This window comes from Streptomyces huiliensis (assembly GCF_020037025.1).
GTDB lineage: Bacteria > Actinomycetota > Actinomycetes > Streptomycetales > Streptomycetaceae > Streptomyces > Streptomyces huiliensis.
In genome coordinates this window covers 1-25251 of record NZ_JAIQLH010000020.1, presented here as the reverse complement: position 1 = coordinate 25251, position 25251 = coordinate 1, and the positions used below count along the sequence as shown (strand labels likewise).

Genomic DNA, 25251 nt, shown 5'->3' with positions numbered 1-25251 from the left:
CGCGCCCCGGTACTACGCGCCCCGGAACAGCTCCAGCAGGTCCTGCCGGCCGAACATGCCGGCCGTCTCCACCGCCGACGGCACTCCGGCCGACGGGTCGGCGCCGTGCCCGACGAGCAGCCGGACCACCTCGTCCTCGGACTTGAAGACGGCGCCGGCCAGCGGGGTCTGCCCGCGGTCGTTGGCCCGGTTCGGATCGGCCCCGCGCTCCAGCAGGGCGGCGACGGTCCGGGGGTGCCCGTGGTAGGCGGCGAGCATCACGAGGGTGTCGCCCCGGTCGTTGGTCAGGTTCGGCGGCACCCCGGCGTCCACGTAGGCGGCGAGGGTGTCGGTGTCCCCGTGCCGGGCCAGGTCGAAGACCTTGGCCGCCAGCTGGAGCACCTCGGGGTCGTGCGCGGGTTCGGCGGGGTCCGGAGTGGGTTCGGCACCGGGTGTCGGCTCGGGCATGGTCGGCGGTCCTCGGGCTCGGGGCCCCGCGGCGGGGCCGGTCGGTCCGGGCCGCTCACGGGCCCGGCGCGGGCTGGTCGGGAACCACTGCGCGCGGCCCGGTTCCCGATCTTTCCCTGAACCCACCCTACGTACGCCCGGCCCGCCGCGGACCCCCGGCGGCACGGCCGGGGCCGAGCGGGTGAACCGGCCGCCCGTCACTCGTGTGCCTCTTCCCGGATGTCCGGATTCCTGCTTGCTGTGACGCTGGGAGGACTCATGGTGACCGCCCCCACCAACAGGAGACCTTCCATGATCCTCTCCATCTCCGGCGTCGTGCTGCTGGGCATCGTCGTGTTCCTGTTCTTCCGCAAGGACGGTCTCAAGGCCAGCCACGCGCTCGTCTGCGCCCTGTTCGGCTTCTACCTGGCCGGCACCGCCATCGCCCCCAGCATCAAGGCCGGCGGCGCCAGCCTCGCCGGGCTGCTGGGCGGGCTGCGGTTCTGACCGCCCCCGCGCGGCGTCCGTCCGTCCCGCCGCGCGCGGCGCCCGTCCACCCCGGAGTCCCGGGAGTCCCCGAAGTCCCACCCCACCCCGACGTCAGGAGGCCGCCATGGGCCGGCGCGGAGTCCCCCGCACCCTGACCGACCGAGCCCCCGCCTCCCCCGGCCGGGAACTCGCCCAGGGCGCCGTCGACAGCGCCCGGGACGTGCTGCACCCGGTCATCACCATCGGCCGCGGCCTGCGCTCGCTGGCGGCGGCCGGGCGGCGCGGCTGGGCCCGCACCCCCCGCGACCGGCGCGGCGCCGCCCTGCTGCTGGCCGCCTCCTGCATGCTCATCGTCGCCCTCATCCCCTACGGGCCCCCGCTGGCCGCCGCCGCGCTGCTGGCCGCCGGCGCGTGGCGCGGCCGGGACCGGGCCACGGCGCCGACGGGCCGTCAGGACCCGGTGGAGGGACGCCTCCAGGCGCTGTACGAGGCCCTCGTCCCGTACTTCTCCTCACCGCTCGACCCGACGCCGCTCTACTCCCACGGCGGTGTCTGGCGGCAGGCGTTCGACGACCACGCCTTCGACGACGAGGGCCGGCTGGTCGCCCTCCGGCTGCGCTACCCGGCGTACTTCACCGACGGGGAGAGCGAGTCCCGGGCCCGCATCGAGCACCTGCTCCAGACCAAGGCGGGACGGGGCCGCGAGTACCGCTTCGCCTGGGACGAGGAGGAGGGCGTCCTCGACCTGTCCGTGCTGCCCGCCCTGCCCTCCGGCATCCGGGCGCAGCGCTTCGTGACCGCCCCCGGCGAGGTCCTGCTGGGCTTCACCGACCCGGAGGCCGTCCAGCGGACGCTGCCCGTGACCGACGGGGAGCGGACGTGCGACGTGCCGCCGGTCATCTGGCGCACCGGCCAGCGGTCGTCCGAACCCCACCTGCTGGCCCTCGGCCGGCCCGCGAGCGGCGTCACCACGCTGCTCCGCTCGGTGCTGCTGCAGGCCCTGCACCACGGGGACGTGGTGATCGTGGACGGCGGCGGGGCGGGCGAGTACGCCTGCCTGGCCGGCCGGGAGGGCGTGCTGGCGGTGGAGTCGTCACCGCCCGGCGCGGTGGCCGCCCTGGAGTGGGCGGCGCAGGAGACCCAGCGGCGGCTGGTGGCCACCAACACGGCGCGGCAGCAGGGCCGTCCGGCCCCGGAGGAGGTCCGGCGCCCGCTGTGGATCGTCGTCGACCGGCCCGCGGCGCTGAGCGCCCTCGCCGCCGGCGAGGGCCGCCCCGATCCGCAGGAACTGCTCCAGGTGCCGCTGCGGCACGGCCGGGCCGCGAACGTGACCGTCGCGCTCGGCGAACAGCTGGAGAGCGAGCGGCTGCTGACCGAGGCGGTGCTCGCCCACACCCGGGCCCGGGTGGTGCTGGGCCCGGTCCCCGCCGGCCAGGTGTGCGGCACGCTCGGCGAGGCGCCGCACTCCACGCCCGTCAACGAGGTGCCCCCCGGCCGGGGTTACGCCCGCCTGGGCACCGGCCCCGTCCACCGCCTCCAGGTCCCGGCCACCCCCGACCCGTACGACGAGGGCGCCCCCGAGCCACACCGCCGCGCCGTGGCGGACCTCCTCCCGCCCTGGCCCCCGACGGAACCCCTGAACGCGCCGCCGTCGCACCCGTCCCCGGCCTCGCGGGAGCCCTCCCCCGGCGGTGCCGACGCCGCCGGGACCGGCCCGGGCGGCTGGGACCACGCGTCCGCGTCCTCGGACGCGCCGGGCCGCATGCCGGCGCCGGTGGGCGACCCCCCGGCCTACGGAGCGGGTACACCCCCGCAGAGCACGGCCTACCCGCCGCCGGACCCGTCGGGCCACTACGCGAACCCTTGGGACCACGGGCCCGCGACCGGCACCGGCACCGGCACCGGCCACACGTTTCCGGACGCTCCGGACGCGTCGGGCCGTTTCCCGGCGGGCGCCCCGGGGCACGAAGGCACACGGTTCACCGACGGCCCGGCGCCCGGCACGGCCTACCCGCCGCAGGACGGCATCGCAGCGCACCCGCGGAACCCGGCCTGCCCGCCGCCTGACGCGCCGGGCCGCGAAGGCGCGCGCTGCACCGACCACCCGGCATCCGGAGCGGGCACACCCCCGGACAGCGCCGCCTACCTGCCGCCTGACGGTACGGCAGCACCCCAGCGTGCTTGGAGCCACCCGTCCGGTCCCGGCACCGCCCCCGCCGGCCCTGACGCGCCGGGCAGCCATCCGGCTGGCGCGCCGGGCCCTGAAAGCGCACGGTTCGCCAACGGCCCGACACCCGGCACGGGAACGCCCCCGGACGGCGATTGGGGCCACGCACCCGCGAGCGGCGCCCACCCCGCGCCCCCGGACGCTTCGGGCCACTACCCGACGCACGCCCCGGCGCCCGGGAACGCGGGGTTCGCCGACAACCCGGCACCCGGCACGGGAGCGTCCCCGCCGAGCGCGGCCTACCCGCCGCCTGACGCGTCGGGCCGCTACCCGGCCGACGACTCCGGCCACTACGCGGCGCGTGCCTCGGGCGGGCTGCCGGCGGACGGCTCGGGCCGCTACGCCGCGAGCCCCCCGGCCCACGACGGCACCCGGCGCGCCGACGGCCACGCGGGCTTCGCCGGCCACGGGCCGGCGGATGCTTCCGGGTGCTCCCCGCTGGACCCGCTGGACCGTTCGGGCCCGGCGGGCACCTGGGACGCCGGCCACCGGCAAGGGGATCCGGGCCGGCCGCCGGAGGACCGCTCCGGCCACTTCTCCGGCCACTTCACGGTGGACCCCACCCTCCACGGGGGCACCCGGCGCGCCGGCCAAGGCCACCGGCAGGAGGCGACGGGCCCGGCCGCCGGCGCCGTTCACCACCCCGCGGACCCCACGGTCCGCGAGAGCACCGGACGCCACGCGAGCCCCGCCGGCCACCGGCCGGGCGACGCGTCGGCCCCCGGCCGGGCGGCCCCCCGGGGCCACGCCCCCGACGACCCCTCAGGCCACGAAGGTGCGCGGCGCGTCGGCCGCCACGGGAGCGCCGCTGGCCACCAGCCGGGCGGCCTCGGCGAGCCGGGACACGGCCTCGTCGGCGACCGGGCCGGTGACGGTGAACGGCAGCCGTACGTACCCTTCGAAGGCGCCGTCCACGCCGAACCGCGGACCGGACGGCACGCGTACCCCCAGCCGCTCCCCGACCTGGGCGATCCGCGAGCCGGACAGCCCGCCGGTGCGTACCCACAGGGTGAGCCCGCCCTTCGGGACGGTGAACTCCCAGTCGGGCAGCCGCGCTTCGAGGGCCGCGACGACCGCGTCCCGGCTGTCGCGCACTTCGGTGCGGCGTACGGCGACGGCCTCGTCCCACCCGCCGGTGTCCAGCAGCCGGGTGACGGCGAGCTGTTCCAGTACGGGCGTGCCGAGGTCGGCATAGGCGCGGGCCGCGACGAGGCTGCGGATCACCTCGGGGGCGGCGCGTACCCAGCCGATCCGCAACCCGGCCCAGAACGACTTGCTGGCGGAGCCCACGGTGACCACCGTGCTGCCGGCCGGGTCGAAGGCGCACACCGGACGGGGCATGTCGAGCCCGGGCTCCAGGGCGAGGTCGGTCATGGTCTCGTCGGCGACCAGTACGGTGCCGGCGGCCCGCGCCGTCTCGACGAGTTCACGGCGCTGGGCCTCGGGGGCGAGGGCGCCGGTGGGGTTGTGGAAGTCGGCGATCACGTAGGCCAGCCGGGGGGCGGCGTCCCGCAGGACCTGCCGCCAGGCGGGCAGGTCCCAGCCGCCGAGCCGGTCGGCCATGCCGACGGGCACGAGCCGGGCGCCGGCCTCCCGCAGGAGCTGAAGGACATTGGCGTACGACGGTGACTCGACGGCCACCCGCTCGCCGCGCCCGGCCAGCAGCCGGCCGATGGCGGCGACGGCGCCCATGGCCCCGGTGGTGACCATGATCTGCTCGGGCATGGTGGGGATGCCGCGGGCCGTGTAGCGGTCGGCGAGGGCCCGGCGCAGGTCGGGCAGGCCGGCGGGGTAGTCGCCGTGGGTGTGCGCGTACGGCGGCAGCTCCTCCAGCGCCCCCTGGAAGGCCCGGGTCAGCCAGGGCTCGGGGGCGGTCAGCGCGGCGCAGCCGAGGTCGATCATCGAACCGGCGCTCTCCGGCGGCAGCGGGTCCAGGGCCCGGGTGGGCAGCGGGCTCCCGGCGGGCACGGCGGTCCAGCTGCCGGCCCCGCGCCGGGATTCGAGGAACCCCTCGCCGCGCAACGCCTCGTAGGCCGCGGCGACGGTCGTCCGGCTGACGGAGAGCGCGGTGGCGAGCTCCCGCTCGGCGGGCAGCCGGGCGGCCACCGGAACGCGGCCCTCCAGGACGAGCAGCCGGACGCGGTCGGCGAGGGAGCGGTAGGCGGGCGTACGGCGGCCGTTGAGGGGCGTCACGCCGCCTCGGGCCTCGGGGCCGCCGCCCTGGGCGTCCAGGAGGCGCGCGAGCTGCTGCGCCCCCACTGAGGCGGTCCACTGACTCACGTTTGCGGTCCACCTTTCCGGAATTGGCACTGGATCATCATCGCTTACAGTCCACAGACTGCCACGAGACAGGCCACCCGCACCACCACCGGGGCGCGGCCATGACTTCTGGGGAGGGGCTGTGCCCACACCGACGTCCACACCGACGTCCACACCGACGCCGACACCGACGTCCACCCGGACGCCCGCACCGACACGGGCCAAGGCCGCGACGGCGGTCGCCGGCCGCCTCGTCCGGCTCTACGCGGGCCTGGCGCTGTACGGGGCGAGCGCGGGACTGCAACTGCGGGCGGGACTCGGCCTGCCGCCCTGGGACGTGCTCAACCAGGGCGTCGCCCGGCACGCCGGGATCTCGATCGGCACGGCGTCGATCCTCATCGGCGCGCTGGTGCTGCTGCTGTGGATCCCGCTGCGGCAGCGCCCGGGGCTGGGCACGGTGTCCAACGTGCTGGTGATCGGCCTGGCGCTGGACGCGACGCTGGGGCTGGTCCCGGCGCAGCACTCGTTCTGGACGCGGATCCCGCTGCTGGCCTTCGCCGTGGTGCTGTGCGGCGTGGCGACCGGGCTCTACATATCGGCCCGCTTCGGCCCGGGCCCGCGCGACGGGCTGATGACCGGCCTGCACCGCAGGACGGGCCGTTCGGTGCGGCTGGTGCGCACGTGCATCGAGGTGGTGGTGCTGGCGACGGGCTTCGCGCTCGGCGGTTCGGTGGGCGCCGGGACGGTACTGTTCGCGGTGACGATCGGTCCGCTCGCCCAGTTCTTCCTGCGCCTCTTCGAGCCGGCTCGCACCGCACCCGCGGAGCGGCCCGTGGCGGGCGGGGAGGCGGCCCCCACGGCCGTCGGGGCGGCCGGAGCCTGACCCGGTGCGCCATGGCGACCCGCGAGCCGGTAGTGTACGCCTTTGACCCACCGGATGAACCGTTACTGCGCGCTCAAGCGCCGGGAACACTGGGTGACATCTGTTGTCAGATGTGACAAACCGGGCGCTGGTGGGTACAACAAGGGGCGGCACGACGGGCGACGCATGTCCCTCAACGGGAATCTTCACCGCCGACCGGACGTTGACCGGATGACGACGACAGCGACACCTGTCCTGTGGGCGACAAGCCCGGGAGGCACGAATTCATGAGTGAGCGAGCTCTCCGCGGCACGCGACTTGTGGTGACCAGCTACGAGACCGACCGCGGCATCGATCTGGCCCCGCGCCAGGCGGTGGAGTACGCATGCCCGAACGGCCATCGATTCGAGATGCCGTTCTCTGTAGAGGCGGAGATTCCGCCGGAGTGGGAGTGCAAGGCGTGCGGCGCCGTGGCACTCCTGGTGGACGGCGACGGACCCGAGGAGAAGAAGGGCAAGCCCGCACGCACGCACTGGGACATGCTCATGGAGCGGCGCACCCGCGAGGAGTTGGAGGAAGTGCTGGCCGAGAGGCTGGCGGTCCTGCGCTCCGGCGCCATGAACATCGCTGTGCACCCGCGGGACACCCGCAAGTCGGCCTGACCGGCCGCACCGCGCATCACAAGGGCCCGGCCACCGCAATGGAGCGGTGGCCGGGCCCTTGTGTGCTCCCCCCTGCGGGGGCGCGGTCCGCTCAGCGCGGCAGCTGCGGGTCGTCCGCGCGCGGGGCCGGCGGCTGGTCCTCCCGTATGACCTCGCCCTGGACGACCTTGCCGTCCGGGCTGTGCATCCGCGCCTGCCGCATGGCGTCCCCCAGCGGGTTCGCCGCACCCGCGGCGCGCTCGATCCGTCGGACGGCCGTCTTCCGGATCAGCGCCCGGGTCGGCGGGAACAGGCACAGCAGCCCCGCCGCGTCCGACAGCAGGCCCGGCACCATCAGCAGCAGGCCGCCGAGCATGGTCAGGCCGTTGCCCTCGCCCTCGGCTCCCGCCGCGGCGCCCTGCTGCGCCCCCGCGGCCTGCATCGACCGCGTCAGCCGCTGCCAGGCGCGGCGGCCGGCCCGCTTGATCACGTACCCACCGAGGACGACTCCTCCGGCCAGCAGCCCGAAGACGGCGAGGCCGCCGGCGGCGTCCGCGACGAGGATCAGGAGCCAGATCTCCAGGACGGCCCAGGCGGCGATGGCGAGCGGGAGGAGTTTTCGCGTCATGCGTCCAGTGTGCCTGGGTGGTGGAGGTGCCCCGGTCCCGCCCCTTCGCCGGTGGGCGCGATCTTCAGCCCGTCCGGCGTTTGAGGACAACCGCGCGGAGCGCGGTTTCAGGGGGGCTGGGGGCCGGCCCCCAGGAATCGGCGAAGGGGCGGGACCGGGGTACCCCCACCGCGAAGCGCGGGGCGCTAGCCCCGCCCGAGCACCTTGCCCACCCGCGAGCCGACGCCCCACGACGTCACCCGCCACAGAGCCTCCGCCACGATGTCGCGACTCATCTTGGAGTCGCCCCGCTCCCGCTCCACGAACGTGATGGGCACCTCCACCACGTGGAACCCCGCCTTCACCGCCCGCCACGCCAGATCGACCTGGAAGCAGTACCCCTGGGAGGCCACCTCCTCCATCCCCAGCCCCTCCAGCGTCTCCCGCCGGAAGGCCCGGTACCCGCCGGTGACGTCCCGCAACGGGACGTCGAGCATCAGCCGGGAGTAGGTGGAGCCGCCGCGGGAGAGGATCTCCCGGGACTTGGGCCAGTTCACGACCCGGCCGCCGGGCACCCAGCGGGAGCCGAGCGCGAGGTCGGCGCCCTTCAGGGCGGTGAGCAGCCGGGGCAGTTCCTCGGGCTGGTGGGAGCCGTCGGCGTCCATCTCGACGAGGACGCCGTAGCCCTGGTCGAGGCCCCAGCGGAAGCCCGCCAGGTAGGCCGCGCCCAGCCCCTCCTTGCCCTTGCGGTGCAGCACGTGGACGTGGTCGTCGTCCTCCGCCAGCTCGTCGGCGAGCTTGCCGGTGCCGTCCGGGCTGTTGTCGTCGGCGACGAGCACGTGCGCCTCCGGGACGGCGGCCCGTACCCGGCCGACGATGGGCTTGATGTTCTCCGCCTCGTTGAAGGTCGGGATGATCACCAAGGTCGTGCCGAGCGGACCGTATCTCCGCTGACCGCCGTCGTTCACTGCTGGCCCTTCTTGTCCGTCTTGTCCGGGGACTGCACCACTCGTCCCCGACGACCGATCAGCAACGCGGCCGCCCAGGAGAGAAGGCCCACCATAGCGAGCGTCCATTCGGGCGCCGCACCCGCACGGTCCGCGACCGTCCTGCCGTCCCGCAGCGGGATCGACGTGGTGATGACCTCGCGCGTGAACTCGGGCGCGCGCCGCACGACCGAGCCGTCCGGGCCGACGACCGCGCTGATGCCGCTGGTGGCGGCGGTGACCACGGCCCGGCCGTGTTCGACGGCGCGCAGCCGGCTCATGGCGAGCTGCTGCTCGGGCTGGTCGGAGTGGCCGAAGGTGGCGTTGTTGGTCTGCACCACCAACGCCCGGGCGCCCGCGTTCACGGTCTCCCGGACGATCTCGTCGTAGGCGACCTCGAAGCAGATGACGTCGCCCAGCCGGGCCGGGCCGACGTTCATGACGCCGGTGTGGTCGCCGGGGTAGAAGTCCCGGGGCACTCGCTGCAGCCGGGTGATGACCTTGCTGAGCTGCTCGCGGAACGGCACGTACTCGCCGAACGGCACCGGGTGCTGCTTGGTGTACGACGCGCCGGGGCCGGTCTTCGGGTCCCAGACGATGCCCTGGTTGAAGACGTAGCCGGGCTTGGTGGGGTGGTCGACGAGCGCGCCGACGAGGACCGGCACACCGATCGCCTTGGCGGCCTGGTCGATGCGGTCGTACGCCTCCTTGACCCGGAACGGGTCGAGGTCGGAGGAGTTCTCGGGCCAGATGACGAGGTCGGGCTTCTTCGCCCGGCCCTCCCGCACGTCCTTCGCCAGTTGCAGTGTGGCGTTGACGTGGTTGTTGAGGATCAGCATCGGGCGGCCGAGGAAGTCCATGCCGGGCTTCTGCACGTCGCCCTGGACGACCGCGATGTCCACGGTGTCGTCGGCCTTCGTGGGCACCGGCACCGCGTACCCGGCCAGCACGACGACCCCGGCGAGCGCCGCCGCCTCCACCGCCGGGAGCAGCGGCTTGACCGCGAACGGCGTGCTTCCCCGCCGGCGCCAGACGGTGAGCCCCGCGAAGGCCAGCAGGCCGCCGGCGAGGGCCACCGCGAAGCTCACCAGCGGGGCGCCGCCCAGCGCGGCGAGCGGGGTGAACGGCGAGTGGGTGTTGGCGAAGGCCAGCCGGCCCCACGGGAAGCCGCCGAACGGCACCCGGTCGCGCGCCCACTCCTGGGCCACCCACAGGCAGGCTCCCCACACCGGCCACCCGCGCAGCCGCGAGGTCCGGGCGAGCCCGGCGCCGAGCGCGGCGACGAACAGCGCCTCCGCCACGGACAGCCCGACGACGGCGTCGTACCCGACGACGTCCAGCCAGCGCAGCAGCAGGACGAAGAACGGAAGGGCGAGGACGAAGCCCGTCCACGCGCCCTGGCGGGCGGTGCGGCCGTGGGTCATCAGGGTCAGCGCGGCGACGCCGAGGAGGGACAGCGGCCACACGTCGTACGGCGGGAAGGCGAAGGCCAGCGCCACGCCGGTCGCGGCGGCCAGGCCGGTGCGGGCGGCCTCGCGGCGAGCCCACGCGGCCAGCCGGGCGGCCCGTCCCGGGCGGGGCGCGGCGGGCGCCGGACCGGCGTCCGGCCGGCTCGCGGCCGGGTCGCCGGAGGTCTCGGCGGTGGTGTCGGAACCCGAGGGCACGGTCGCGCCTTCCTGCAGCTCGTTCAAGGGTCACGTGACCGTACCTCGTGGCGGGTAGGGCCCGTGTCCAGGGTGCGGGAAAGCGGCGCGGAGGCCGAGAGGCGAAAGGCCCGGCCGCGGCGACGGCGGGCGGGGACGGCGGGTGGGGCGCGGTGTCCTTCGGGCCGGCCGGGGAACCGCTGGCTGCGGGTCGCCCTGGAACCGTTGTCTACTGAACGTCCGGGCCCCACCCGGGTCACACCTGCCGACCCGGCGGAACGTCCCCCGCCCCCGTGCGCTGGACCTGGCTCCCAGTGGTGGCGCGCCCGTGTGGCGCGCCACCCCATGGCCCAGCGGCGTTCGACGACTGCGTGGAGTTCTCCGGTCGGACGTCCTGTGGTGGACCCGGCCGAACCTACCCGCCCCGGACCGCTCCCTGTCAACAGCTGCTTGACCTGCGTCGTTGTGCCAAATCAGCAGGTCAGTGCGGAGGGGGTGACACAGCGCGACAGGCCGACCGCACGTCGTTCGGCGGTACGCGCCGCGCGGACGTCACCCGTTCGGCCGTTCTCAGGCGGCGTACACGGTCCGTCCGGCGACCACCGTGCGGACGCAGCGGGGCAGTTGGCCGCCGGGGAGCAGCTCCGGCAGGCCCGGGGTGCCCGAGCGGGGATCGGTGGACCAGTTGGCGACGCGGGCGTCCGGGACCTGCACCACCAGGTCGGCGGCCTCCCACACCGCGTAGTCGGCGGGCGCCCCCGGCACCAGCACGCCTGCGTCGTCCCGGCCGATCGCCCGCCAGCCGCCGCGGGTGTGCGCGGTGAAGGCTGCGCGCACCGAGATCCGGTGCTCGGGGGTGTGGTGGAAGGCGGCGGCGCGGATCGTGCCCCAGGGGTCGAGCGGGGTGACCGGACTGTCCGAGCCGAGCGCCAGCGGCACGCCGGCGCGCAACATCGCCGCGTACGGGTTGAGGGTCCGGGCCCGCTCGCGGCCCAGCCGTGCGGCGTACATGCCCTCGTCGTCACCCCAGGCGGCGTCGAAGGCGGGCTGGACGGAGGCCGTGAGGGCGAACTCCGCGAAGGCGGCGATGTGCTCGGGGGTGAGCATCTCGGCGTGCTCGACCCGGTGCCGGGCGGCCCGGACGCGGTCCAGGCCGACCTTGTCGGCCGCGGCCCGGACGCCGGTGACGACGGCGGTGAGGGCGGCGTCGCCGATGGCGTGGAAACCGGCCTGGACGCCGGCCTCGGTGCAGGCGGCGACGTGCGCGGCGATGGCGTCGGCGTCGAGGTGCGCGGTGCCGGTGACGCCGGGGGCGTCGGTGTACGGCTCGTGCAGGCAGGCCGTGTGCGAGCCGAGGGAGCCGTCGACGAACAGGTCGCCGGCCGCGCCGACGGCGCCCAGCTCCCTGACCTTCGCCACGTCGTTCGCGGAGGTGAACGCCTCGGCCCAGTAGCCGACGACGCGGGGGCCCGGCTCCTCGGCGGCGAGGCGCAGCAGCCCGGTGAGGTCGTCCTCGGACGAGATCCGCGGTCCGGCGCACTCGTGCACCGAGCCGATGCCCAGCGAGGCCGCGCGGGCCAGCGCGGCACGCTGCGCCTCGGTGCGCTGGGCGGGGGTGACGGAGGCGTACGCGGTGGCGCGCACGGCGTGGTGGGCGTCGTCCGTCAGGGGCCCGTCGGGGGTGAACCCGCGCAGGTCACGGGCGTTGGGTACGAGGTCGAGGAGGGCGGTGGTGACGACTGCGGAGTGGACGTCGGCCCGGGTGAGGTAGAGCGGCCGACCGCCGGCGACGGCGTCGAGTTCGGCCCGGGACGGGGGCCGGCCCTCGGGCCAGCGGGAGGCGTCCCAGCCGTGTCCGAGCAGGATGCGGTCGCCGGGGTGGGCGGCGTGGGACCGGACGCGGTCCAGGGCCTCGGTGAGCGTCGCCGCGCCGGAGAGGTCCAGCCCGGTCAGCGCCAGGCCGGTCGCAGTCGTGTGCACATGTGCGTCCGTGAACGCGGGGGTGACGAGGGCGCCCTGGAGGTCGACGGTCTCGTCCACGCCGTCGGCGAAGGAGTCGGCCGCTCCTTCGGAGCCGACCCAGGCGATGTGGCCGCCTTCGACGACCATCGCGGTCGCGAAGGGGTCGGCGGGGCTGTGCACGTCGCCGTTGCGGAGGAGGGTGGTTCGGGGGCGCTCGCTCATGGGAACAGTGTGGCGTGGCGGGTGGTGCGGTGGGTGCGCGGGGGTGGTGGGGTGGCCCCCGGGACGGGCTGAATCAGCCCGTCCGGCGTTTGAGGACAACCGCGCGGAGCGCGGTTTCGGGGGTCTGGGGGCTCGCCCCCCGGAAACGGCGAAGGGGCGGGTCAGGGGCTCACCCAACCCGCGGCGGCCGCGCCTCATACGGAGTCGACAAGACGATCGTCGTCCGCGTAGACACCCCCGCCAACGACCGGATCCGCGCCAGCAAATGCTCAAGCTCCAGCGGCGTCGCCACCCGCACCTTGAGGATGTAGTTCTCATCCCCCGCGACGCTGTGACACGCCTCGATCTCCGGAATCTCCGCAAGCCGGTCCGCGATGTCGTCCGGAGCACTCGGATCGAACGGCTTCACCGAGATGAAGGCGGTCAACGGCAGCCCCACCGCCTCCGGGTCGACCACCGCCGCGTACCCGCGGATGACCCCGCGCTGTTCGAGCCGGCGCACCCGCTGGTGCACCGCCGAGGTGGACAGGCCGGTGGCCTTGCCCAGGTCGGTGTAGCTCATCCGCCCGTCCTTGACGAGCAGTTCCACGATCTCTTTGTCGAGCTCCTCCACACCGGCCAACCTACTGCGTCGCACGGCGCCCGGCACAGTCGGCGCCCCCCGCGGGCGCGCGGACCGCGTGACGAACACCACAGGCCCGCGCCCGTGTCCCCCCGGCCGGGGCGATTACCCCGGACCGCCGACGGGAAGTGCTTGCTGTGGCCGGGGCCGAGACGCTCCGGCCAGGCCCAGCCGAGGGGGAAACGAAGATCATGCCGAGCCTGGAACGCCTGGAGAACGACGGCGACTGCAGCCCGTACGGCCCCGACGAGCCGGTGGACTTCACCACGATGTTCCGGGTGACCTGCCCGGACTGCGCCCGCCCGATCGCGCTGCTCGCCGATGAGGAGGAGCTTCCGGAGCACGCCCTCTGCCCGTCCCCGTGGAACCCGTTCGGCCTCACGGTCTGCCCGGGCTCCGGGCGCGCCGTGGAGGACGCCGAGCCGGCCGGTGAGGACGAGGGCGCGCTGGAACTGGACACGGCCCTGCTGCTCACGCTGCCGGAGAGCCTGGACTGGCGGACGCAGCCGTTCTCGCACATCGGCGGGCCCGGCTCGCGCCCGGTGCGGGTGCCGGAGACGCGCGACCGGTCCTGACGCGAACGCGTACGCGGACCGGCCGCCGTCGCCCGCCCCGGCGGCGGCCGGTCCGCCGACCGGCCGCACTCGTGTGGCCCGGGTTACCGCGACTCGGGCCCGGCCAGGTGACGGGCGATCACCATCCGCTGGATCTGGTTGGTGCCCTCGACGATCTGGAGGACCTTCGCCTCGCGCATGTACCGCTCCGCCGGGAAGTCCGCCGTGTAGCCGTACCCGCCCATGAGCTGCACGGCGTCGGTGGTGACCCGCATCGCCGCGTCCGTGCAGAAGAGCTTGGCCATGGCCGCCTGCCGGGAGAACGGCAGCCGCTGGTCGCGCAGCCGGGCGGCGGCCAGGTAGAGGGACCGGCCGGCCTCGATCTGGGTGGCCATGTCGGCCAGCAGGAAGCGCAGCCCCTGGAAGTCCGCGAGCGGACGGCCGAACTGCCGCCGCTCGGCGACGAAGGCCAGCGCCTCGTCCAGGGCCGCCTGGGCGAGGCCGACGGCGCAGGCCGCGATGCCGAGCCGGCCGGAGTCGAGGGCCGAGAGGGCGATGGGGAAGCCCTGGCCCTCGTCGCCGATGCGGCGCGCGTCCGCGACCCGTACGCCGTCGAGGTGCAGCTGGGCGGTCGGCGAGCCCTTCATGCCCATCTTGCGCTCGGGCGCGGCGGCCGTCAGACCCGGCGCGTCGCCGGGCACGAGGAACGCGGTGATGCCGTGCGCGCCCTCGCCGCCCGTACGGGCCAGGACGGTGTAGAAGTCGGCGATGCCGCCATGGGTGATCCACGCCTTGGTGCCGGTGAGGACCCAGTCGTCACCGTCCCGGACGGCCCGGGTGCGCAGGGACGCGGCGTCGGAGCCGGACTGCGGCTCGGAGAGGCAGTACGCGCCGAGCAGCCCGCCGCCGAGCATGCCGGGCAGGTGCTCCGCCCGCTGCTCCTTGGTGCCGTAGCCGGCGAGCGCGTGGCAGGCGAGGGAGTGGACGCTGACCCCGAGTCCCACCGTCAGCCGCGCGGCCGCCAGTTCCTCCAGGACCTGGAGGTAGACCTCGTACGGCTGCTCACCGCCCCCGAACTCCTCCGGGTACGGCAGACCGAGCAGCCCGGACGAGGACAGCAGCCGGAAGAGGTCCCGGGGGAAGTGCCCGGCCTCCTCCTCCGCCGCCGCCCGCGGGGCGATCTCCCGCTGCACCAGGTCGCGCACCAGCGCGAGCAGGTCCTTGGCTTCCTCGGTGGGCAGCTGGCGCTCCACCGGCTGCGGGCCGTGGTCGGTCATGCGACGGCTCTCCTCCCTGTCGGGCGCTGAGGCGGCGGGGGCCTGGGTGTCGGCCGTACCGCCGGTAATGCCCAGTCGACAGTCCCGTGCCGGGTCGCGGAATGGGGGTGACCTGCGGCTGTGGCGCTTGGAGTATGCCTGATCGGGGGGTCTTCGTCACGGGTTGACAGATCCAACTGAGGTGTGCGGCCGTGGCATTAACGGCGTTGTACCCCATATACCCCGGCCCGCCGGAAACTTCACCCGGCCGCGCGCCGAATGGCCCGTTGGGGGGCCCCGGTGCCTTACAGCCGCGTGCGCTCCGGCGCGGGGCAGGTCGGCTCGTGCTCCTCGATCGTCCGCAGCGTATCCCCCAACGCCCGTACCAGCAGGCCGCACACCACCTCGCGGGGCGGTTCGCTCCGGGTGAGCCAGTCGAGCGTCATGCCCTCGACCGCCGCCAGCCAGCCGACGAGGGCCGTGCGCGCGACGGGCGGCAGGTCGGTGCGCCCCCAGGCGGCCCGGGCCATCGCGGTGAGGAGTTGCTCGCGGACGCGGTCGCGGATCGCGATGACGTCGGCGTCGAAGCCGACCCCGCCGGTGACGATGGCGCGGTACGCGGCCTGGTGGTGCCGGGCGTAGCGCAGGTAGCCGTCGACGGTGTGGTGGACGCGCTCGACGGGCGGCAGGGCGTGGGTGGACCGGGCGCGCTCGACCAGCTCGGCGACCGCGTCCTCGATGATCGCCAGGTAGTAGCCGCGCTTGCTGCTGAAGTAGTAGTAGATCAGCCCCTTGGCGACGCCCGCGTGCCGGGCTATGTCGTCCATGGACAGGGCGTCGTAGGACGTGTCGGCGAACAGCTTCCGCCCGACGGCGATGAGTTCGGCCCGGCGCGCCCGCGCCCGCTCGCTTCCGCGCTGTTGACTATCGTTCAAAATCGGCCCTAGTCTCCAACTCCACGGGAACATCCGCAGTATGGCACCACCTGCACACCACGCACTTCCCTGAGTCGCGGGAGGAAGCAGTGAGCGGATCAGACGCAGTGAGCGGGCCGGACGCGGCGGGCGGAAGAGGCTCGGCGAGTGGACCGGACGCGGCGAGCGGAGCCGACGCGGCGAGTGGAGCCGACGCGGCGAGCGGATCACACCGGAACCCGCCGGAGGGCCGTACCGCCTGGCGGCGGACTGCCCTGATCGCCCTGCCCGCGGTGCTCGCGGTGGGCGCGATGGCCACGGGGATGGCGCAGGGCGTGCTCGCGGCCTCGTTCGCCGTCTCCGGTACGCACTTCCAGGTGTCATCCGGCAGGCTGACCAGCGACGGGCTGGCCTCGTACGTGCAGACGGACCGGTCCGTCGACGGCAAGGGGCATCCGGTGGCGCTGCTCGGCATCGGGAACGCGCGGCTGAGCGACATCTGCCAGGCCGCCACCGTGCCCACGCCGCTGGGCAAGGTCACCTTCAAGCTCACGGCCGGCGGGCGGGCCGGTGAGGTGACGGCGAGCGACCTCGTCATCGACGGCGAGGACCTCGTCGGCGACGCGGAGTTCGGGACGGCGCAGATCGGCCGGGACGCGTCGACGCTCGACCAGGTGCCGGGAGTGAAGGGGGACGCCGGCGCGTTCGGGCTCCAGGCCGGGAAGGTGACCGTGGCCGGCGTCCGGTCGCACGCCTGGTCCGCCACCGGCGGCAACTTCCGGCTCAAGGGCCTCAAACTTCAGGTGAACCTGGACGGCGACCAGTGCTTCTGAGGCGGCCGCGGGCGTTTCCGAGGCTGCCGGACGGGCCCGCCCGCCGCCGCTTCCGGTCCTGGCGGCGGACCCGGCCCTTCTGGGCCGGCACCCTCCTCGTCCTGGGCGGGACGGAGCTGCTGGTGATCCCGCTGTCGCCGGTGACCGTGCTGGTGAGCCTGGGGCTGGGCGGGCTGGCCGCGCTGGGCATCGGGCTGGCGCTGATCGCGGCGGGGCTGTTCCTGTGGTTCGTGCCGTCGGCCCGGCACTACGTCAGCGTCAACGCCCTGATCCTGTCGGTGCTGTCGTTCGCGGCCACCAACCTGGGCGGGTTCCTGGTGGGCATGGCGCTCGGCATCGCGGGGAGCGCGATGGGCTTCGGCTGGACGCCCCGGGGCGACCGCACGCTCGCCGTCGCCCTCCCGGCCGTCCTGCTGACGGCCGCCGCCCTCGCCCCGACGACGGGCCGCGCGGAGGCGGCTCCTGAATCATCCGGGAAACAGCCGGTCACCGCTCCCGCCACTCCCCCGTCCGTCACGGCCTCCCGCTTCTCGCCGCACGGCTTCACGCTCGCGGGAGTGGAACGCCTCCCGACGGCCGAGGGCCGCCTGAACGTGATCGTCCTGAGAATGCGGGCCGCCTCACTGAGCGACTACCGCCTCCGGACCCGCGACGGCGGCCGGGCGCCCGCCCAACTCGCCCTCGAAGCACGCTCCTTACAGCTACGGGGCGAGGTGACCCTGTACCTCACCCGCTTCCACGGCTGCCTGGAGGGCCTCCTCTGCCTCACCTTCTCCCCCGACACCCTCCCCGCGCCCCCGGTGATCCCGCCCTTCGTCTTCATGACGGACGTGACGGCCGAGCAGGCCCTCGTCACGGCGGACACGATCACGGCGGACGGGCTGGGGCTGCGGGCCCTGCCGGGGGTCTGAGGGCGGTTCCGCCTCGCGGCGGAGGCCACTCGTCCGTTCGCATGACGCCGTGCGGCCGCGGCTCCGCGACGGTGGCCTCATGATGATCAAGCTTTCCCCGGCCGGCGCGTGGCCGGGGCTCGCCGCGGCGGCGTGGGGGATCGTGTTCGCGGTGCCCAGTTTCGTCTGGGCGGCGGGCAGCACCTTCGGCGCCCGGTCGACGGTGTCGCCGTCCCTCGTCCGGCTCGCCGAGGACCGGGTGACGTGGTTCGTGGCCGTCCTGTGGCTGACCGGACTCCTGAAACTCGTCGGGGCCCTGCTGGGCCTCGGCCTGACGCGCCGGCGCGGCCCCCGGGCCGGCCGCCTCCTGACGTTCTGCGGCGGCGGCGCCGCGGTGCTCCTCGTCTGGCACGGCGGCCTCTTCGTCGCACACGGACTCCTGGTCGAGACCGGCCTGCTGTCCGCCGCCCCCGACCTGGCCGACCTGACGCCCTGGTACCTCTACCTCTGGGGCCCGTGGTTCATCACCGGCGGCCTGGCCTTCGCCACCGCCACCACCCGCTACGTCCGCCACCTCGACCCCCGCCCCGAGCCCCGCCGCTACGGCACCGCGGGGGCCCTGGGCGCCCTGCTCCTGTCCCTGACGTCGACCGCCACCGGCATCGGCTGACGCCCGGACCGGTAGCCTCGCGCCCGCGGGCACGGCATCCGGGCCGCCCTCACCCGACCCCTTCCAGGAACGGGACGATCGCGTCGATGAAGTGCTCGTTCCGGTCGCCGGCCACCATGTGGCCCGCGCCGGGGACGTCGACGCAGCGGGCCTGGGGGACGGCGGCGCAGAACTGGTCGGCGATGTGCTCGGGGACCACGTCGCTGATGCCGCCGCGGACGAGGAGGATCGGGGTGGCGGTGCGGCGGGCGGCGGTGAGGAGGCGGTCGGACAGGCCGGGTGGGTCCATGCGGTTCTCGAAGGCGGCCGGCATGCGGGGGTCCCAGTGCCAGACCCAGCGGTCGCCGTGGCGCCGGAGGTTCTTCCGGATGCCCTCGGGGTCGTCCGGGCGCGGGCGGTGGGGCAGGTAGGCGGAGACGGCCGCGGCCGCTTCCCCGGGGTCGGCGAAGCCGTCCGGGCGGTGGCGCATGAACGCGGCGATGCGGCGGGCACCGCGGGGGTCGGGCCGGTGGGCGACGTCGACGAGGACCAGCGCGCGTACGGCCGCCCTGGGCGCCTCCCCGGCGGCGAGCAGGGAGCTCAGGCCGCCGAGGGAGGCGCCCACGAGCACCGGCCGGCCGCCGAGTTCGGTGACGAGCGCCCGGACGTCGTCGGCGAACAGGTCGAGGTCGTAGGCGCCGTCGGGCGACCATCCGCTGGCGCCGTGCCCGCGGAGGTCGGGGGCGACGACCCGCCATCCCAGCGCGGCCAGCCGGGGGCCGGCCCGGTGCCAGGCGTGCCGCGTCTGGCCGCCGCCGTGCAGCAGGACGAGGGGCGGCGCGGACGCCGTGCCCCACACGTCAGCGGCCAGTCGGATCCCGCCGCCGCCCACGAAGCCGGCCGTCATGCCGTGCCCCGGGTGCGCAGCGGTGCCAGGAACCGGTCGCGGTGGGGTGCCGCGGCCGCCGCGGCGAGTGCGACGTCCAGCGCGAACACGGCGCGCGCGAGGAACCGGTCGTCGTCGATCAGGCCGGCGACCCACTGGTGCAGCGCGCCCACGCACGAGGTGGAGACGGCGGCGGCCAGCGCGTCCGTGTCGACGTCCGCGCGCAGGAGGCCCCGGGCCCGCGCGTCCGCCAGCGCCCGGCCGAGCTGGGTGAGCGGGCTGCGGCGGAACACCAGGCCGCTCGCCTCCCACTCGCGCACCATGCGGCGCGAGACGACCGGGTCGCTCACGAACAGCCGGACGGTCGCCTCCACGACCCGCCGCGGATCGAGGGCCCCCTCGGCGGCTTCCTCGGCGGCTGCCCGCGCCGGCGCCGCGAGGCGGCGTTCGAGCCGGTCCATGAAGCCGGCGGCGAGCGCCTCCCAGATCCTGTCGCGCGGTCCGATCAGGTTGTAGACGGTGGCCGGGGCGACCCCCGCCCGCCGGGCGATCCGCTCGGCGCTGATCACCGATTCCGGGTTCTCGCGCAGGAGTTCGCGCGTGGCGTCGAGGATCCGGGCGCGCCGCTGGGCCTTGCTCCGCTCCCGCAGCCCTCCTTCGACCGGTGGCATCCGCCCCACACCCTTCCCGGAAACTTGGAGACCTCTCCAAGTTTCGGAGGCGTCTCCGACGCGGTCAAGAGTCGGGCCGCGGGTTCTGATGGGTCATCATGCATCCGGTACGTCGCCTGCCGGCGCGCGCGCCCAAAGCGCTCACCGGATGCCAACCGCCGTCAAAGCCAGGCCAGACCACGATCCTGCGCTCCCTCGACGAGGTCGCCGCGCCGAAGGGGACCGAGGGCGGCCCGGTCATCGTCCACGGCAGCGCCGCCCTGAACCGCGGCCTCTCCGACGCCGGGCTGATCGACCGCTACCACCTGCTCGTCTTCCCGCTCCCGCTCGGCGCGGGCAAGCGGCTCTTCAGCTCCACGGACAAGGACACCCAGCGGCTGAGGCTCGTCGAGCACGAGGTGTACGCGAACGGCCCGCAGGAGAACGTGTTCGACGTCGTCCGCTGACCCGGTCCGCGCGCGCCTACGCTGGCCCGGAACGCAGCCGTTCGTCAGGGGCAGCCCTCAGGGGCGCTCCTCAGGGGCAAGGAGCCGCGCATGACCACCACCGTTCCGCTCGATTTCGCCTTCTTCCGCCGCTTCCTCGACCGCGCCGTCGAGGTGGTCGTCGCCTCCGCCGACCGCCTGACCGAGTTGGACGCCGCCATCGGGGACGCGGACCACGGCGCCAACCTCAAGCGGGGCTTCACCTCCGCCGCGGAAGCGGAGACGGTGGCGGCGGCGTCGACACCCGGAGCGCTGCTGACCGCCGTGGGCGCGCATCTGACGAACACGGTGGGCGGGGCGTCGGGCCCGCTGTTCGGCACGGTGTTCCGGCGGATGGGGAAGGTGCTGGGCGAGGACGCCGTGGTGGCGCCGGAGGCGCTGGGGCAGGCGCTGGCCGCTGCCGTCCGGAGCGTGCGCAGGCTGGGCGACTCGGCGCCCGGGGACGCGACGATGGTGGACGCGCTCCAGCCCGCCGCCGACGCCTTCGCCGCGGCCCTTGAGGAAGGCGGCGAAGTGGCGGAGGCGCTGCGGGCCGCGGCGCGGGCCGCGTCCGAGGGTGCGGAGGCGACCATTCCGCTGCGGGCGCGCCGCGGCCGGGCCAGCTACCTGGGCGAGCGGAGCGTCGGGCACCAGGATCCCGGAGCGGCCTCCTCCGCGCTGCTCGTCGCGGCGCTGTCCGAGGCCACGTACCCGGAGCTCGCCCCGCGGCGGCAGGAGAAGGAGGAGGCTGCCGGCGCGGACGCCTCCGCCGACGCGCCTCCCCCGGCCCCTGCCCGGGTCGGTGTCGTCCTCGTGTCGCACAGCCGGGACCTGGCCGCCGCCACGGCCGGGCTGGCCGCCGCGCTGGTCGGGACCGGCGACCCGGCGCCCGTCGCGCTCGCCGGCGGGCTGCCCGACGGGGGCGTCGGGACGAGCGCCGAGCTGGTCCGGGCGGCGGTCGCGGAGGCCGGCGCGGGGGCCGGTGTGGTGGTGCTGTGTGACATGGGCAGCGCGGTGCTCACGGTGAAGTCGCTGCTCGGCGAGGGCGAACTGGCGGACACCCGGCTGGTGGACGCGCCGTTCGTCGAGGGCGCCGTCGCCGCCGTGGTGACGGCCTCGGCGGGCGGCGACCTAGCCGCCGTCCTGGCGGCGGCCGAGGACGCCCGCACCTACCGCAAGCTGTAGCGGCCGCCGGTCACCGGCCGAAGAGTTCGAACGCGACCGCCTGCCGGCCGCCGAAGCGCTCCCCCGCCGCCGCCATGTTGCCCTCCAGGAAGGTCCGGCAGTAGCGCTCCGGCTCCTCGTCCGTGAGCGCCTCGATGTACGTGCGGTGGCAGAGGAGCGACGCCACCGCGCGGTCGAGGCCGGCGCCCGCGTCCACCGCGTGGGTGGGCTGCGGCGAGCCGGCGACGGCCACGTAGCGCACTCCGTTCCACGGGGTCAGGCCCTCGTCGACGAGCTCGGGGAAGATCCAGCGGTTCCCGGCGTCCGTGACGGCGTCGAGGGTGGCCCGGCCGACGGCCCGGTGGTCGGGGGTGTTCCAGGCGACCCCGCCCCAGGTGTCGTGGTGGTTGAGGGTGAGGACGAGCTCGGGGCGGTGGCGGCGGACGGCGGCGGCGATGTCGCGGCGCAGCGCGGTGCCGTACTCGATGACGCCGTCCGCGTGGTCGAGGAACTCGACGGTGTCCACGCCCACGGCGGCGGCGCTCTCCCGCTGTTCGCGCTCCCGCAGCGGCCCGGCCTCCGCCGGGCTCAGCGTGTCGATGCCCGCCTCGCCGCGCGTCGCGAGGACGTAGGCGCAGGTGCGGCCGCCGTCGAGCCAGGTGGCGATGGCGGCGGAGGCCCCGTACTCGAGGTCGTCGGGGTGCGCGACAACGGCGAGGGCGCGCCGCCAGTCGGTGGGCATGGGCTGGAGCTGCTCGGGAGTGGTGCGGTCGGGCATCGGTCGTCCTCCTGGAGTCATGATCAACCGCACCCTATGCCGTACGTCTCCTTCCGCTCCCGCTATGCCGCACGTCTCCGCGCCCGCTATGCCGCACGTCTCCGCGCCCGCTATGCCGCACGTCTCCGCGCCCGCTATGCCGCACGTCTCCGCACCCGCCGGGAACCCGATCGGCGCCCGGACCGACTACTGGTCAGGGCCCGCACCAGCGGTCCCCACCGGAACGACCTCCTGGAGTGTTTCTCATGCGCCCTCGTGCGTGGTGCGGTGTGCTGGCCGCGGTGGCCCTGACGGCGACGGCCTGTGGCAGTGGCGGCGGTAGCGGCGAGGAGGCCGGGAAGGAGGGCGCTTCCGGGGGCAAGGGCGGCAAGGGCTTCCCCGTGAGCGTCACGGACTGCATGGGTGCGAAGACGACGTTCGACGGGGCGCCGAAGAAGATCGTGACGAGCAACGCCGCGGCCCTGGAGCTGCTGCTGTGGCTGGGCGCGGGCGACCGGATCGCCGGTACGGGCTTCCCGCCCGGCAAGGGCGCGGTGCCGCAGCAGTTCGCGGACCAGGCGGCCAAGGTGCCGGTGCTCGGCAAGACGGTGATCCCGAAGGAGAAGCTGCTGGGCTCGGGCGCGGACGTCTACATCGACTCGTTCTCCTCCATGAAGAACATGCGCGGCGCGGGCGACGCGCCGACGCCGGAGGAGTTCAAGGCGGCCGGCATCAAGCACATCTTCCTCAAGTCGACGGCGTGCGCGGCCAAGAACAAGTCCCCGCGCACCGACCTGTCGGGCATCGAGGCGGACATCGAGGAGCTGGGCCGGGTCACCGGCACGTCGGAGCGGGCCGCCGAGCTGGTGGCGGACATGCGGAAGAAGACGGACGGCGTCCGGGACGCGCTCAAGGACGTGCCCGAGGACAAGCGGCCCTCGTACTTCCTCTTCGACTTCGACGCCGGCACCAAGCAGCCCATGGCCGTGTGCAACCGGCAGGTCGCCAACGCCGTCATCACCCAGGGCGGGGGCCGCAACGTCTTCGCCGACTGCGACGGCGACTTCAAGCCCGTCGGCTGGGAGGACGTGGTGGCGAAGAATCCGGACTTCATCCAGCTGGCCGTGCGCAACCGGGGCGGCGAGGAGGCGAACCGCAAGGCGTTCGACGAGGCGGAGGACTTCCTGAAGTCCTTCTCCGCCACGAAGGACCTCAAGGCCGTCAAGGAAGGCCGTTTCCTGCGCATCGGATCCGAGCGGACGACGATCGCGGGCGTGCGCAGCGCGGACACCGTGCGGGAGATCGCGCACGTCCTGCACCCGGACCGGGTCAAGTAGATGGCGACGCTCGCGGTGGCCGCGGAGGAACGGGAGGAGCGCGAGCGCGCGCCGCGCACGTTCCTGGTGGCCGGGATCCTGACCGTCGCGCTGGTCGCGGCGCTGGTCGCCTCGGTGTGCCTGGGGTCGACCCGGGTGCCGCTGGGTGACGTGTGGTCGGCGGTGGTCCGGGGGGTGACGGGCGACGACCTGGCGCCCGGCACCCACGACCTGATCGTGTGGCGGCTGCGGGTGCCGCGGGCACTGCTGGCGGCGCTGGTCGGCGCGGGCCTGGGGCTGGTCGGCACGGCCACCCAGGCCCTGGTCCGCAACCCGCTCGCCGATCCGTACCTGCTGGGCATCTCCAGCGGCGCGTCCCTGGGCGCGGTCGCGGCGATCGTCCTGGGGGCCGGGGCCGGTGGCGCGTTCGGGCTCGGCCTGTCGGCCGCCGCGTTCGCCGGGGCCCTGGCTTCCTTCGCCCTGGTGTGGGCGATGGCCCGGCGCGGCGGCGGCTTCTCGCCGCTGCGGCTGGTGCTGGCGGGGGTGGGCATCGGGCAGTTCCTGTCCGGGTTCACCCACTACCTGGTGCTCCAGGCAGGCGACGACCAGCAGACGCATGGTGTGCTGTTCTGGCTGATGGGGTCGTTGGGGGGCGCGCAGTGGTCGACGCTGACGGCGCCCCTGGTGGCCGTCGGCCTGGGGCTGGCCGCACTGGTGGCCCGGGCCCGGGCGCTGGACGCGTTGCTGATGGGCGACGAGACGGCGGCCGGCCTGGGCGTTGATGTGGGCCGGCTGCGCCGGGAGTTGTTCGTCGTCACCAGTGTGCTGACGGGTGTGCTGGTGTCGGTGTCGGGGGCGATCGGCTTCGTGGGGCTGATGGTTCCGCACGTGTGCCGGATGGTCGTCGGCGGCGCCCACCGCCGGCTGCTGCCGATCGCCGCCCTGTTCGGGGCCGTCCTGCTGGTGGTGGTCGACCTGGTGGCCAGGACTGCTCTGCCGGACCAGGAGCTTCCGGTGGGCGTCGTCACCGCCCTGATCGGTGCCCCGACCCTGCTCTACCTGCTCGACCGCCGCCTGGAGAGGGGATAGCGGGCATGCGCATCGCCATAGAGGAGCTGGAGGTCGTCCTCTCGGGGCGCACGATCGTCTCCGGCGTCCACCTGCTGGCCGAGGACGGCGAGATCGCCGGCCTGGTCGGCCCGAACGGCAGCGGCAAGTCCACCGTCCTGCGCACGGTCTACCGCTACCTCAAGCCGCACGCCGGCCGGGTGCTCGTGGGCGGTACGGACATCCGCTCGCTGTCCGCCCCCGAGGCGGCGCGCCGGGTGGCGGCGCTGCCGCAGGAGCGCGGCAGCGACTTCGAGCTGTCCGTCCGCGCGGTGGTGGCCATGGGCCGCACGCCCTACAAGCGGGCCTTCGCGGGCGAGGACCGGACGGACGCGGAGGCGGTCGCCTCGGCGCTGGAGCGGGTGGGGCTGGCCGGGGCGGGGGGCCGCTCCTTCTCCGCTCTCTCGGGCGGGGAGCGGCAGCGCGTGCTTCTGGCCCGTGCGCTCGCCCAGGACCCTCAAGTGCTCGTTCTCGACGAGCCGACGAACCATCTCGACGTCCGGCATCAGGTCGAACTGCTCGCGCTGCTGCGGGCTCAGCGGCGGACGACGTTGCTGTCCCTTCATGATCTGAATGCGGCGGCGTCGCTTTGTGATCGGTTGCATGTGTTGCATGAGGGGGCTGTGGTGGCTTCGGGGGCGCCGCGGGAGGTTTTGACGCCGGAGCTTTTGGCTGAGGTGTTCGGGGTGCGGGCCGCGGTGGTGGAGCATCCGCTGACGGGGGATCCGTTGATCGCTTTCGATCATCGGGAGGTGGCGGGGGGCGCCGGGGATGGTGATGTGGCGGCGGTCGCCGCTGCCGCGGGGTGAGTTTGCCCCAGTCCCGCCCCTTCCCGTTTCTTGCG

General features: G+C 74.9%; 23 protein-coding genes and 2 pseudogenes. 13 read left to right on the top strand and 12 right to left on the bottom strand.

The features are described 5' to 3' along the window. Positions 1-12 precede the first annotated feature (12 nt). Positions 13-447 (bottom strand): ankyrin repeat domain-containing protein, encoded by a 435-nt coding sequence (locus JNW98_RS04890; RefSeq protein WP_223766813.1) that lies wholly within the window; start codon positions 445-447, stop codon positions 13-15. Positions 448-738: 291 nt separating this feature from the next. Between JNW98_RS04890 and JNW98_RS04885 the strand changes: the two genes are divergently transcribed. Beyond that, positions 739-933 carry a hypothetical protein gene (locus JNW98_RS04885; RefSeq protein WP_004948848.1) on the top strand — a complete coding sequence of 65 codons (195 nt, stop codon included), beginning with the start codon at positions 739-741 and terminating at the stop codon, positions 931-933. A 106-nt stretch (positions 934-1039) separates the two neighbouring features. Then, positions 1040-2698: pseudogene (locus tag JNW98_RS04880) on the top strand (P-loop NTPase family protein); the annotation flags it as partial. 1206 nt (positions 2699-3904) lie between these two features. Here JNW98_RS04880 and JNW98_RS04875 read toward each other — a convergent pair. Further along, entirely contained in the window at positions 3905-5422 is a 1518-nt protein-coding gene (locus JNW98_RS04875; protein ID WP_223766812.1) for an SCO1417 family PLP biosynthesis transcription factor, read from the bottom strand. 121 nt (positions 5423-5543) lie between these two features. Between JNW98_RS04875 and yczE the strand changes: the two genes are divergently transcribed. Both yczE and JNW98_RS04865 read left to right on the top strand, forming a co-directional pair. Then, a complete protein-coding gene (gene yczE / locus JNW98_RS04870) occupies positions 5544-6284 on the top strand; it encodes a membrane protein YczE (RefSeq protein WP_372459163.1) in 741 nt (246 codons plus the stop codon). A gap of 266 nt (positions 6285-6550) precedes the next feature. Then, a complete protein-coding gene (locus tag JNW98_RS04865) occupies positions 6551-6925 on the top strand; it encodes an RNA polymerase-binding protein RbpA (RefSeq protein WP_004948858.1) in 375 nt (124 codons plus the stop codon). A 91-nt stretch (positions 6926-7016) separates the two neighbouring features. Here the strand turns inward: JNW98_RS04865 and fxsA are convergent, their stop codons facing one another. The 5 genes from fxsA to JNW98_RS04840 all read right to left on the bottom strand — a co-directional run bounded on the left by fxsA (position 7017) and on the right by JNW98_RS04840 (position 12937). Then, positions 7017-7532: an FxsA family membrane protein gene (gene fxsA / locus JNW98_RS04860; protein WP_223766811.1), complete on the bottom strand. Its 516-nt coding sequence runs from the start codon at positions 7530-7532 to the stop codon at positions 7017-7019. 185 nt (positions 7533-7717) lie between these two features. Next, on the bottom strand, positions 7718-8479 hold the full coding sequence (locus JNW98_RS04855; protein WP_223766810.1) for a polyprenol monophosphomannose synthase: 762 nt from the start codon (positions 8477-8479) through the stop codon (positions 7718-7720). Further along, positions 8476-10188, bottom strand: a complete 1713-nt coding sequence (gene lnt / locus JNW98_RS04850; protein ID WP_223766809.1) for an apolipoprotein N-acyltransferase — start codon at positions 10186-10188, stop codon at positions 8476-8478. Before lnt ends, JNW98_RS04855 begins: the two co-directional genes overlap by 4 nt. Before the next feature lie 522 nt (positions 10189-10710). Continuing rightward, positions 10711-12324, bottom strand: coding sequence for an amidohydrolase (locus JNW98_RS04845; RefSeq protein WP_223766808.1), 1614 nt, complete (start codon positions 12322-12324; stop codon positions 10711-10713). A 169-nt stretch (positions 12325-12493) separates the two neighbouring features. Beyond that, on the bottom strand, positions 12494-12937 hold the full coding sequence (locus JNW98_RS04840; protein ID WP_004948875.1) for an Lrp/AsnC family transcriptional regulator: 444 nt from the start codon (positions 12935-12937) through the stop codon (positions 12494-12496). Between the two features lie 200 nt (positions 12938-13137). Between JNW98_RS04840 and JNW98_RS04835 the strand changes: the two genes are divergently transcribed. Beyond that, complete coding sequence (locus JNW98_RS04835) at positions 13138-13521, top strand: hypothetical protein (protein ID WP_223766807.1); 384 nt, start codon at positions 13138-13140, stop codon at positions 13519-13521. Positions 13522-13604: 83 nt separating this feature from the next. On the opposite strand, the gene JNW98_RS04830 is transcribed toward JNW98_RS04835, so the two are convergent. Continuing rightward, positions 13605-14777, bottom strand: a complete 1173-nt coding sequence (locus tag JNW98_RS04830) for an acyl-CoA dehydrogenase family protein (protein ID WP_223766806.1) — start codon at positions 14775-14777, stop codon at positions 13605-13607. Between the two features lie 284 nt (positions 14778-15061). Next, on the bottom strand, positions 15062-15691 hold the full coding sequence (locus JNW98_RS04825) for a TetR/AcrR family transcriptional regulator (RefSeq protein ID WP_223766805.1): 630 nt from the start codon (positions 15689-15691) through the stop codon (positions 15062-15064). Positions 15692-15981: 290 nt separating this feature from the next. Between JNW98_RS04825 and JNW98_RS04820 the strand changes: the two genes are divergently transcribed. The 3 genes from JNW98_RS04820 to JNW98_RS04810 all read left to right on the top strand — a co-directional run bounded on the left by JNW98_RS04820 (position 15982) and on the right by JNW98_RS04810 (position 18063). Next, positions 15982-16503: a DUF6230 family protein gene (locus JNW98_RS04820; RefSeq protein WP_223766825.1), complete on the top strand. Its 522-nt coding sequence runs from the start codon at positions 15982-15984 to the stop codon at positions 16501-16503. Continuing rightward, on the top strand, positions 16494-17414 hold the full coding sequence (locus JNW98_RS04815) for a DUF6114 domain-containing protein (RefSeq protein WP_223766804.1): 921 nt from the start codon (positions 16494-16496) through the stop codon (positions 17412-17414). The genes JNW98_RS04820 and JNW98_RS04815 overlap by 10 nt, the downstream gene beginning before the upstream one ends. Before the next feature lie 79 nt (positions 17415-17493). Further along, positions 17494-18063 (top strand): DUF3995 domain-containing protein, encoded by a 570-nt coding sequence (locus JNW98_RS04810; RefSeq protein WP_223766803.1) that lies wholly within the window; start codon positions 17494-17496, stop codon positions 18061-18063. Positions 18064-18112: 49 nt separating this feature from the next. Here JNW98_RS04810 and JNW98_RS04805 read toward each other — a convergent pair whose 3' ends face one another. Further along, positions 18113-18949: an alpha/beta fold hydrolase gene (locus tag JNW98_RS04805; protein WP_223766802.1), complete on the bottom strand. Its 837-nt coding sequence runs from the start codon at positions 18947-18949 to the stop codon at positions 18113-18115. Further along, on the bottom strand, positions 18946-19599 hold the full coding sequence (locus tag JNW98_RS04800; RefSeq protein WP_223766801.1) for a TetR/AcrR family transcriptional regulator: 654 nt from the start codon (positions 19597-19599) through the stop codon (positions 18946-18948). Before JNW98_RS04800 ends, JNW98_RS04805 begins: the two co-directional genes overlap by 4 nt. A gap of 170 nt (positions 19600-19769) precedes the next feature. Here JNW98_RS04800 and JNW98_RS04795 point away from each other — a divergent pair. Both JNW98_RS04795 and dhaL read left to right on the top strand, forming a co-directional pair. Next, a pseudogene (locus JNW98_RS04795) lies at positions 19770-20045 on the top strand (dihydrofolate reductase family protein); the annotation flags it as partial. A 90-nt stretch (positions 20046-20135) separates the two neighbouring features. Next, positions 20136-21248 (top strand): dihydroxyacetone kinase subunit DhaL, encoded by a 1113-nt coding sequence (gene dhaL / locus JNW98_RS36810; protein WP_372459161.1) that lies wholly within the window; start codon positions 20136-20138, stop codon positions 21246-21248. A gap of 10 nt (positions 21249-21258) precedes the next feature. Here the strand turns inward: dhaL and JNW98_RS04780 are convergent, their stop codons facing one another. Continuing rightward, positions 21259-22005 carry a PIG-L deacetylase family protein gene (locus tag JNW98_RS04780; protein WP_223766800.1) on the bottom strand — a complete coding sequence of 249 codons (747 nt, stop codon included), beginning with the start codon at positions 22003-22005 and terminating at the stop codon, positions 21259-21261. Between the two features lie 245 nt (positions 22006-22250). On the opposite strand from JNW98_RS04780, the gene JNW98_RS04775 reads away from it, so the two are divergent. The 3 genes from JNW98_RS04775 to JNW98_RS04765 are packed head-to-tail and all read left to right on the top strand — an operon-like array spanning position 22251 to position 25216. Continuing rightward, positions 22251-23321 carry an ABC transporter substrate-binding protein gene (locus JNW98_RS04775; RefSeq protein ID WP_223766799.1) on the top strand — a complete coding sequence of 357 codons (1071 nt, stop codon included), beginning with the start codon at positions 22251-22253 and terminating at the stop codon, positions 23319-23321. Continuing rightward, a complete protein-coding gene (locus JNW98_RS04770; RefSeq protein WP_223766798.1) occupies positions 23322-24389 on the top strand; it encodes a FecCD family ABC transporter permease in 1068 nt (355 codons plus the stop codon). It begins immediately after the preceding gene. A 5-nt stretch (positions 24390-24394) separates the two neighbouring features. Continuing rightward, the gene (locus JNW98_RS04765; RefSeq protein WP_223766797.1) at positions 24395-25216 is read left to right on the top strand and encodes an ABC transporter ATP-binding protein; all 822 of its coding nucleotides are present in this window, start codon (positions 24395-24397) and stop codon (positions 25214-25216) included. The last annotated feature ends 35 nt before the right edge of the window (positions 25217-25251 follow it).